General features: G+C 40.6%; 10 protein-coding genes. 4 read left to right on the plus strand and 6 right to left on the minus strand.

From position 1 onward, the window contains the following. Together yidC and AAF462_05980 are read left to right on the plus strand one after the other, a co-directional pair. The coding region (gene yidC / locus AAF462_05975) for a membrane protein insertase YidC (GenBank protein ID MEM7008668.1) at positions 1-517 on the plus strand (517 nt) is incomplete at its 5' end. A gap of 5 nt (positions 518-522) precedes the next feature. Then, on the plus strand, positions 523-1173 hold the full coding sequence (locus tag AAF462_05980) for a Jag N-terminal domain-containing protein (protein MEM7008669.1): 651 nt from the start codon (positions 523-525) through the stop codon (positions 1171-1173). A gap of 41 nt (positions 1174-1214) precedes the next feature. Here AAF462_05980 and tadA read toward each other — a convergent pair whose 3' ends face one another. Together tadA and AAF462_05990 are read right to left on the minus strand one after the other, a co-directional pair. After that, a complete protein-coding gene (gene tadA, locus AAF462_05985; protein MEM7008670.1) occupies positions 1215-1679 on the minus strand; it encodes a tRNA adenosine(34) deaminase TadA in 465 nt (154 codons plus the stop codon). 39 nt (positions 1680-1718) lie between these two features. Beyond that, complete coding sequence (locus AAF462_05990) at positions 1719-3449, minus strand: AMP-binding protein (GenBank protein ID MEM7008671.1); 1731 nt, start codon at positions 3447-3449, stop codon at positions 1719-1721. A gap of 210 nt (positions 3450-3659) precedes the next feature. On the opposite strand from AAF462_05990, the gene AAF462_05995 reads away from it, so the two are divergent. After that, the gene (locus tag AAF462_05995; GenBank protein MEM7008672.1) at positions 3660-4607 is read left to right on the plus strand and encodes a calcium/sodium antiporter; all 948 of its coding nucleotides are present in this window, start codon (positions 3660-3662) and stop codon (positions 4605-4607) included. Positions 4608-4609: 2 nt separating this feature from the next. Here the strand turns inward: AAF462_05995 and AAF462_06000 are convergent, their stop codons facing one another. The 3 genes from AAF462_06000 to trpE all read right to left on the minus strand — a co-directional run bounded on the left by AAF462_06000 (position 4610) and on the right by trpE (position 8492). Continuing rightward, complete coding sequence (locus AAF462_06000; protein MEM7008673.1) at positions 4610-6334, minus strand: AMP-binding protein; 1725 nt, start codon at positions 6332-6334, stop codon at positions 4610-4612. 83 nt (positions 6335-6417) lie between these two features. Continuing rightward, positions 6418-7002 (minus strand): aminodeoxychorismate/anthranilate synthase component II, encoded by a 585-nt coding sequence (pabA, locus tag AAF462_06005; GenBank protein MEM7008674.1) that lies wholly within the window; start codon positions 7000-7002, stop codon positions 6418-6420. 11 nt (positions 7003-7013) lie between these two features. Continuing rightward, positions 7014-8492 (minus strand): anthranilate synthase component I, encoded by a 1479-nt coding sequence (gene trpE / locus AAF462_06010; GenBank protein ID MEM7008675.1) that lies wholly within the window; start codon positions 8490-8492, stop codon positions 7014-7016. A 125-nt stretch (positions 8493-8617) separates the two neighbouring features. On the opposite strand from trpE, the gene AAF462_06015 reads away from it, so the two are divergent. After that, positions 8618-9982, plus strand: a complete 1365-nt coding sequence (locus AAF462_06015) for a phosphomannomutase/phosphoglucomutase (GenBank protein MEM7008676.1) — start codon at positions 8618-8620, stop codon at positions 9980-9982. A 10-nt stretch (positions 9983-9992) separates the two neighbouring features. Here the strand turns inward: AAF462_06015 and AAF462_06020 are convergent. Next, the coding region (locus AAF462_06020; protein MEM7008677.1) for a hypothetical protein at positions 9993-10293 on the minus strand (301 nt) is incomplete at its 5' end.

Below are 10293 nucleotides of genomic sequence, written 5' to 3' on the forward strand. Positions count from 1 at the left end.
GCCTGAGATGGATGCAATTAAAGAAAAGTATAAAGAAGACAAGACTAAACAAAACACAGAGCTTATGGCTCTATATTCAAAGCATGGAATAAACCCACTAAGTCAGCTAGGTGGGTGCATGCCGCTACTAATTCAGTTCCCAGTATTTATAGCAATTTATGATATCTTGCGTCATTCAATAGACCTAAGGCACAGTCCATTTCTATGGATACAAGATCTCTCTGAGCCAGATATGCTGTTTATGATACCGGTGATCGACATACCATTTAGACTTCTTCCGATAATCATGGGAGCAGCTTGGTTCTTGTCTCAGAAGATGACCCCAATGAGCACCGCAATGGGCGGAGAGCAGATGCAGCTACAGATGAAACTTATGCAGTATATGCCAATATTTTTCGTATTCCTTTTCTGGAATTTACCCTCTGGCTTAGTGCTGTATTGGACAGTTAGCAATATCTTATCCATTGCACAACAACTATATGTAAATCGTAAGGTAGCGGCCCTTCAGGGAGGATAGATCATATGGCGATAGCGATAGAAAAACAAGGTAAAACAGTATCAGATGCTACTATAAGCGCTTGTGAGGAACTCGGAGTTTCCCGCAGCGAAGTTGATGTTGAGGTAATTCAGGAAAGCTCCAAAGGAGTTTTAGGCATTGGAGGCAGAGATGCCAAAGTAAGGGTTACCGTTAAGAATGAAAAATTAAGTGAAAAAGGGCTTAGATCTAAAAAAGCGCTTGAATCTATTTTAGAACATTTGGTCCCTACTTACTCCGTTGGTATTAGAGAGACTAACGACCGTATAAGGCTCGATATTAAAGATACCAATGATAAAGGGCTTCTTATAGGAAAACGTGGGGAGATGATTAAATCCCTTGAGTACATAGTTGGTAAGATTTCGTCACGCGCAAGTGAAGACGGCAGGGAAAAAAGAATTAACATTGATATTGACGGTTATAAAGGACGCCGAGAGGACAAGATATCTAGGCTGATACGTGATACAGCTAAGAAAGTAAGAAAGATTAAAAAGCCAATATCACTTGATCCAATGTCGGCTGCAGAAAGAAGAATGGCTTACATAGCTCTTAAAAGGGAAGGCGGCGTGGGTTATGAAACTAAAGAAGATAAAAATCAAAAAAGAATTATTATTACGCCCCAACACTCTAAAGGTTAATTTGGTCATATAAAAATAGGGCCAGTTAATTTATTTCTAACTTAGATTGATTTCCGTTTCGATTTAAAAAAATCTTTAAGAAGATTTGAGCATTCTTGCTCTAAAACACCCTCTACCACTTCAATCCTGTGATTTAATTTGTTATCTACACCTATATTGTAGACTGAAAAAACAGCGCCGGCCTTTGGATCCCGCGTACCGAAGACCAAACGAGATATTCTGGACAGCACTATCGCTCCGATGCACATAGCACATGGCTCTAGTGTTACATACATCGTCATGCCGTCTAATCTCCAGTTTCCGTGTTTTTTTGAGGCTTCTCTAAGCGCGACTACCTCTGCATGAGCTGTGGGGTCTTGTTTGGTTTCTCTAAGGTTGTGGGCTGATGAAAGTGGGATATTGTCAGTTCCGACAACTAATGCTCCAACAGGAACTTCACCACTGCTCCCGGCTAATTGAGCTTGTTCAATAGCCAGGAGCATAAATTTTTTGTCATTATCTGTCATAACTTGGTGAAGGTATATGACGTCTATTTTTAATAATTGTTACTTTCTTGCGCTGAATTTAATTCCAGCTTCGTTTCTGTCCCAGGTTTTGTCTGTGATTTCTTTAATTTCAGCAACCTTAATTTTCTGAGTTGCTGTAACAGGGAAACCATCTTCGTATACTTCAATAAACCTTGGAACCATTGCTACCATAACTTTCTCAGCCATCCAGTGGCTAAATTCTACAGGGTCAAACTCTGAGCCTGATTTTACTGTTATGTTCAGCTTTATCTCATCATCTGAAACATTCGGAAGCCTGATTCCTACAGCTATAGCTTCCTGAATTGCATCGTGCTGATTAGCAACGTCTTGAACCGCAATTGGGTCAACGTTCTCACCAGACACCCTTATTCTGCTGAATCTTCCTGCGAAATAGTATCTTCCGTCGATTCCTCTTGCGAATAGGTCATCTGAGTTAAAGAACCCGTCATCATCAAATGCTTCATTAGTTCTTCTTTCGTCTTTAAAGTACTCGTTTAGTGTTGTGTGTGGTACGAGGGGTTTAATATAAAGCAGACCTTTTGCCTCATCTGGAGGGGTTGGGTCTTCATAAGGATCCCAGAAAGGTCTCATTACTTCTGTTATATCCTCAGGGTTTCTAAGTTCTGTGTAATATCCGTCCATTGGGAAACCTGATGAACCAGGACGATGGTCTTCAGGGTCTTTCCATAGAACCATACCCATTTCTGTGGAACCGTATCCGTCAATAACCCTTACGCCGAATCTTTCCTGAAACTCTTGTAAGTTTCTTGGCGCTGGTGATCCTAACATAATTCTGATGTTGTGTTTCTTATCCCATTCTGATGGATCTGCCGCCCATAGGTATTCGGCTACAGCACCAAGCATGTTTACACATGTAGCGCCGCACTCTGTTGCCCATTTCCAAAAGCTTGAAGCTGAGAATCTTGTAAAGAATACTGCTGTTGATCCTGATCCCATGGCGCTGAATAGTGCCATAACCTGAGCGTTAGCGTGTCCTAGTGAAAGAATACTCATTAAAGTGTCTTCACTTCTTACGCCCTGCTGTTGTAAGTATGACCTGACTGTCATAATAACGCCGCCGTGGTCTCTAGCAACACCTTTTGGCATTCCTGTTGTACCTGAGGTGAACATACATCTTTCCATATCGTGTGTTGTTACTTCAACACCGGTGTTCTCAGTTGAAGCATTATCAAAAGCTGTAGCAAATGGAAGTGTTTTGATGCCTCCAATATCTGATGGTACATCACCTGGATTACCTGTCATAAATATGACTTTCAAGTTTTCTAGATCACCTGCAATCTCTTGTAATAGAGGTAAACTGCCTGGATCAACTACGAGTGTTCCCATTTCAGAATAATTAATTACATAAGCTAGCCTTTCGCCTTTTTCATCTTTATTTATAGGTACTTGAACTCCACCTAATTTATGAATCGCTATGATACTAGCAACATACTCAGAGCAGTTGAGCATGTACATGCCAATCTTGTCGCCTTTATTAACTCCAAACTCGTCTTTAAGACCGTTAGCAACTCTGTTAGCCCACTCGTTTGTTTCTTTGTATGTGTAGCTTTCAGATACTACGCCGTCATTGTTTGCAATTTTAAACATTGCTTTATCTGGGAATTGTTCTGCCCCCATCTCCAGACATTTTGTAATTGGTTGCCACTCGTTTGAGTCTTCAAAATTACCAAACGGAAGCGTTCCTTCTCCCAGGTACTGAGCGTCTCTGGGTTTGAATAATAACCGCATATACTCCTCCTTACTTATTTTCTATAGTTCAGACCAGCGAATAATATAAGTCGATATAGATACACTTGTCAAATCCTTTCATAACTAAAAATGACGATCACTTAGTTAAATTTAATATAAGCGTGTATGATTTATATTTTGCTGGTACTCACCGAATATTTAATATTCTTATTTAGGTTAATGATTTTTTATAAGGAGTAAAAGTATTATATGAGTGTTGCTCTATCTATTGTTCTATTTGTATTGGGTATATTGATGCTCTTTTTGGGAGGAGAGGGGCTTGTAAGAGGCTCATCTCGTTTGGCCCGCATCCTAGGTATTACTCCACTTGTAATTGGATTGACCGTCGTAGCTTTTGGTACTTCAGCACCAGAGTTTGTGGTTGGACTAATCGCCGCCCTGCAAGATCAAAGCGATATAGTTCTTGGCAATATTATTGGGAGCAACATTTCAAACATAGGATTAATATTAGGCATTGGTGCAATAATCAGCCCCCTTATGATTCAGATGAGGCTGATAAAAGTAGAAGTTCCGATCATGCTCGCTTTATCCTTTGTGCTCTACGGTATTGCATGGTGGAGCTTAGAGATCGGCTTAGTGCAGGGGATATTTCTTTTTGGTGCTTTAATAGCATTTACAATCTTTAGTTATTTTAGCTCGAGGAAAGAACATGATCATGTAAAAGAAGAGTACAAAGAGTCTGTAGAGTCTGATGGTCCGATTTGGAAGCAAATAATATTTATAGTGCTAGGGCTTGCCGGACTAATTATCGGAGCAAGATTAGTTGTTGACTCTGCAATATTCATAGCCCGGGTGGCTGGAGTTAGCGAGCTCGTAATAGGAATTACAGCAGTAGCAATCGGGACATCACTCCCAGAGTTGGCTGCAACAATTATCGCAGCAATAAGACGAGAACACGACATTATAGTCGGAAATATTATTGGCAGTAATATTTTTAATATTGGTATTCTGGGGCTTGTTTCAGTTATTCAGCCGATTGCTGTAGATAGAGAACTTCTTAGGTTTGAATTTCCGATAATGATATTCTTTTCAGTTCTACTACTGCCTTTAATGTATACAGGGAAAAGGCTAAGCAGAATAGAGGGAATTATACTGCTTATACTATATGCTGCATTTATATATTTGATCTTCAGATAGTCTTATCTTGATCGGAATTTCAGATCTGTTGTACTTCTGTCCCAAGTATTATCAGAGATTTCCTTAATCTCTGCAACTCTGATTTTCTGAGTAGCTGTAACAGGAAATCCATCCTGATACACTTCAATAAAGCGAGGCACCATAAATACAGGAGCTAGCTCTGCCATCCACTTAGAGAATTCTACTGGATCAAAGCTCTCACCTTTCTTAAGCGTAATATTCAGCTTTATCTCGTCATCTGATACATTCGGAAGCCTAATTCCAACTGCAATAGCTTCCTGGATTGAGTCATGCTGCATAGCAACGTCCTGAACTGCTATAGGATCAACGTTCTCACCAGATACTCTTATTCTGCTAAAGCGTCCCTGGAAGTAGAAGCGTCCGTCTATTCCCTCAGCAAATAAGTCATCTGAGTTAAAAAACCCATCATCATCAAATGCTTCTCTAGTGCGTCTTTCGTCTTTGAAATATTCATTTAGTGTAGTGTGCGGTATAAGGGGTTTAATAAACAAAAGTCCCTTTGCTTCATCCGGAGGGGTTTGGCTATCGCTGGGATCCCAGAACGGACGCATAACTTTACTTGTGTCCTCAGGGTCTCTAAGCTCTACATAGTAGCCCTCCATTGGATACCCGGATGATCCCGGCCTGTGGTCCTCAGCATCTTTCCAAAGTACCATGCCCATTTCTGTTGATCCGTATCCATCGATAGTACGTGTGTTGAATCTTTTTTGAAATTCTTCCAGATTGCGAGGTGCAGGGCCTGATAGAACAACTCTGACATTATGTGTTTGATCCCACTCCGTAGGGTCTGCGGCCCAAAGATACTCAGCCACTGCTCCGAGCATATTCACATGAGTCGCCCCGCATTCAGTTGCCCATTTCCAAAAATTAGAGGCTGAAAAACGTGGGTAGAAAACTGCCGTTGCACCAGATCCTATTGCAGTAAACAGTGCCATAACCTGAGCGTTAGCATGTCCGAGTGTAAGCACACTCATTAAAATGTCATCACTTCTAACTCCTGATTGCTGAATGTAGCCTCTTACCGTGAGAACAACGCCGCCGTGATTTCTGGAAACACCTTTTGGCATTCCCGTTGTTCCTGAAGTAAACATGCACCTTTCAACATCATGAGTTGTAACATCTACCCCAGGATTGTCACTTGAATACTCTTCAAATGTGCTAAAGGGTAGTGCTTTGATACCTCCTATGTCAGCAGGCACTTCACCGGAAGCATTGACAATAAAAATAACTTCTAGGTTTGTTAAATCCGAAGCTATTTCCTCAATGAAAGCGAGACTATCTTCATCTACAACAAGAGCTTTTGTTTCAGAATAGTTAATAACATAAGCAAGCCTCTCGCCCTTTTCATCTTTATTAATAGGCACCTGTACTGCGCCGGTTTTATGAGTAGCAATAATTGATACGATATACTCGGCGCGGTTTAGCATATAGATAGCAACTTTATCGCCTTTTACTACTCCGTAGTCCTTAATTAATCCATTAGCAATTTTGTTAGCCCAGCTATTTGTTTGTTCATAATTGTATTCGCCGATTATGTTTCCTTCTGCGTCTGCAACTCTGAACATCGTCTTTTCCGGGAATTGTTCAGCGCCTTTTTCAAGGTATCTGGTTATTGGTTCCCATTTGTCGGTTTCATTGAAACTGCCAAATGGCAAATTCCCATTTCCTATGTATTTGGGATCGCGGGGTTTGAATAGTAATTCCATGCCTATGCTCCTTAATATAGTGCTTGTTCTAAAAAAGCGAATAATAATCTAACCGAGCGTCTGCTCGTAAGCAATTTAATTTATTATCTTCTATTTTTTTTCTTAGAGAGGGTAATGAAATTTTTTAGAAGGTCTTTTCCGTGTTTAGTTAAAATAGATTCTGGATGAAATTGAACGCCCTCAATTAGATGTTCCTTGTGTCTTATGCCCATTATTTCCCCTTCATCTGTCCATGCGCTTACCTCAAAAACATCTGGAAGGGTTTTTTTGTTTACGATTAATGAATGATACCTAGTTGCCTCAAAAGGATCAGGGATATTTTTATATACGCCTTTTCCATCGTGATGAATTTCTGAAGTCTTGCCGTGCAACAGTCTATCAGCTCTTATAATCTCGGCTCCATATGCGTGAGCAACTGATTGATGTCCCAAGCAAACTCCCAGAATCGGAAGACGTCCTGCAAACTCCTTAATGGCATCTACTGATATGCCGGCTTCTTTTGGAGTGCACGGACCGGGTGAAACGACCATGATATCAGGGTTAAGTTTGCCAATGTCCTCAAGCTCAATTTTGTCGTTTCTATAAACCACAACCTCTTCACCCAGCTCAGCCAAATAGTGAACCAGGTTATAAGTGAAAGAGTCGTAATTGTCTATCATAAGTATCATAATTTTCTCTATTATAATCCCGACTTGGTAACTTCGATAGCCCTTACTAGAGCTTTTACTTTGTTTACGCACTCTTGGTATTCTTTTTCAGGCTTGGAGTCGGCAACAATTCCAGCGCCGGCCTGAATATTTATCTCACCGTCTTTAATTACAAATGTTCTTATTGTTATACAAGTATCCATATTGCCTGAGAAGCTGAAATAACCAACTGCGCCCCCGTATGCTCCTCTACGGTTGGGTTCCATCTCTTCTATAATTTCCATAGCTCTCACTTTAGGTGCCCCCGATAATGTTCCAGCCGGAAATGTTGCTTTAAAAACGTCAAAAGCATCTTTTTTCTTGCTCAGATCAGAAATTACATTTGATACTATGTGCATCACATGAGAGTAGCGCTCAATTATCATGAGCTCATCAACTTTGACAGTTCCCGTTTTAGAAATACGTCCCAAGTCATTTCTGGCCAAATCAACAAGCATTATATGCTCGGCCCGCTCTTTTGGGTCTGCTAAAAGTTCTTCTTCTAATTTCAGATCCTCTTTTTCTGTCTTTCCCCTCGGCCTAGTTCCAGCGATAGGACGGCTTTCTACTTGCCCGTCTTCGACCCTGACCATTACCTCAGGAGATGAACCCACAAGAGTCTCGTTATTAGTGTTCAAATAGAACATGTATGGCGAAGGGTTTAAAACCCTAAGCGATCTGTAGAGATCAAACGGATCTACATCAAGCTTAGTTTTCCATCTCTGTGCAATAACTGCCTGAATAATATCCCCAGCCTTTATATATTCCTTAGTTTTTCTGACTGCCTTTTTATAATCTTCAGGTTTAAAATTTGATTTAAGTCTTGGTGTCCCCTTACTCTTTGAACTCTTAGTTGCTTTGTATAAACTCACCGGCTTTCTTAATTTCCTTTCTATTGCTTCAATCTTGGAAACAGCCTTTTCATATTCTTTTTTGGCATTTTTCGAATCAGGCACAAATGCGTTATAGATTATCTTTATTTTATGATTCACATTGTCGAAAACGAGTACCGAATCTGTAATCATAAAAAGAGCATCCCATAGACCTAGATCATCAATTCCAAGCTCCGGCAAATCTTCCACGTGCCTGACAATGTCATAGCTGAAATATCCAACCGCCCCGCCGTGAAAGCGAGGTAGCTCTGGAGTGGGCACAGGCTTATATCTAGATAGTAATTCCCTTAAAGCATCAAAAGGATCGCCTTTGCTTTTTTTTGTCCTGCCTTTTTCAGTTACTTCGATATTGCCGTTTTTTGACTTAAAAATTACTTTAGGCTCTGATCCTAAAAAGCTGTATCTTCCCCACTTCTCTCCGCCTTCGACACTTTCAAGTAGAAATGAGTACTTTCCAGACTCAATTTTTTTAAAAGCTGAAACCGGCGTATCAAAGTCTGCAAGCACCTCGCGCCAGACCGGTATTAGGTTGCCTTTTTTGAGTTTTTTCTTAAATTCAGTGAAAGAAGGAGAAATCATGGGGAGAAAGGATAAAAGGGGTAAAATTTAATGTCAAGCTAGGGCTTTAAAAGTTGGCCTGATGCTGTATTCTTTCTGATCGAAATTACTCTAACTTATAAGACTAAAATGGAGGCAAAAGGCCCGTGAGTATAAACCCTGGAATTTTCAGAGAATATGACATAAGAGGAGTTACCGGAAAGGATATTGATGAGGGCGTATTTGAAACGATTGGCAAAGCCTATGGTACTTATTTAAATAGGCTAGGTGCATCAATTATTTCAATGGGCAGAGACTGCAGGGTCAGCTCTCCTGAGTTATCAGCGGCTTTTGCAAGGGGTGTTAACTCAACAGGTATTGATGTTTTAGATATCGGAATGGTTTCAACCCCAATGCTCTACTTCTCTTTATATAGCTTAGATGTTAACGGCGGCGTGATGATTACTGCAAGTCACAACCCTGGAGAGTATAACGGTATTAAGATGTCAGAGGGTAAAAACTCATTATTCGGCGAGCAGATTCAGGAAATTAGAGAAATCGCAGAAAAAGGAGAGTTTGCATCAGGACAAGGTAACCTTGCAGGGGCAGACGTAAGATCTGAATACATAAAATTTCTTAAAGATAATCTCAATATAAATCCTGGTTTAAAAATAGCCGCAGATTATGGAAACGGCATGATCGGCATAATAGGGCCTGAAGTTTTTAGAGAATTTGGCTGCGAGATAACTGAACTCTATGAGACTCCTGACGGCACATTTCCTAATCACCATCCGGATCCCACCGTTGAAGAAAACTTAGCTGAACTTATTGATACAGTAACAAGCAACAACCTGCAAGTAGGTGTTGGTTTTGACGGCGACGGTGATAGGATTGGGGTCATAGATGAAAATGGCGACATTATCTGGGGCGACATGTTAGTTCTTATTTTTGCAAGAGACATTCTATCAAGAGAGCCGGGCTCTAAGTTCATAGGAGATGTAAAGTGTTCAACCAGGCTCTTTAGAGGAATTGAAGAAGCAGGCGGTGAGGCAATTATGTGGAAGACCGGTCACTCGCTTATCAAAAACAAAATGAAGGTTGAAGAAGCTCAAATGGCCGGGGAGATGAGCGGTCACATATTTTTTGCTGATAAGTTCTTTGGGTATGACGATGCACTTTACGCTGCGCTTCGTCTGCTCGAGATAATCTCTACAACCGGCAAAAAGGTATCCGAGCTTCTTGGAGGAATACCACATTCAGTTTCAACTCCCGAGATAAGGCTTGAGTGTCCTGAAGAGATAAAGTTTGAGCTTGTTGAAAAAGTGAAAAACGTACTTAGCGAAACACACGAAGTTATTGATATTGATGGAGTTAGGATTGAGTTCCCATATGGCTGGGGCTTAATTAGGGCTTCCAATACGCAGCCTGCTTTGGTCTTAAGATTTGAAGCGGAAGATCAAGAAAAACTAGAGCAAGTAAAATCTATAATTGAAGGTGAGCTTGAGAATCAGATGAAAGAGCTTAGCTCTTAGGCTTAGAATTTTAGTTGGCCTGATTTTTAGTAAGATCTTGGATTAGTGACTCTAAATTCTCAATACTAATTTCATACTGTTCTGAAATTCTTCTAAGCTCTTTTTCTCCAGGAATCTCAAATTCCGGTTCCAGGCCGTCTTTGTTTATAGCAAGCTTCGCTATGTCCCACCTTGAGTAATGCCCAAGAGAATCAAAAACTGCTTTTACAGCTTTAATCTGATTTGCATAACACTCAGCATATAGGATTGCATCTTTTTCAAAGTTGGGTTGTGCCAAATATCTTCCGGCAGGGTTTACTATAGAGCTCCCC

The sequence above is a fragment of the Thermodesulfobacteriota bacterium genome, assembly GCA_039028315.1.
Lineage (GTDB): Bacteria > Desulfobacterota_D > UBA1144 > Nemesobacterales > UBA2774 > CR02bin9.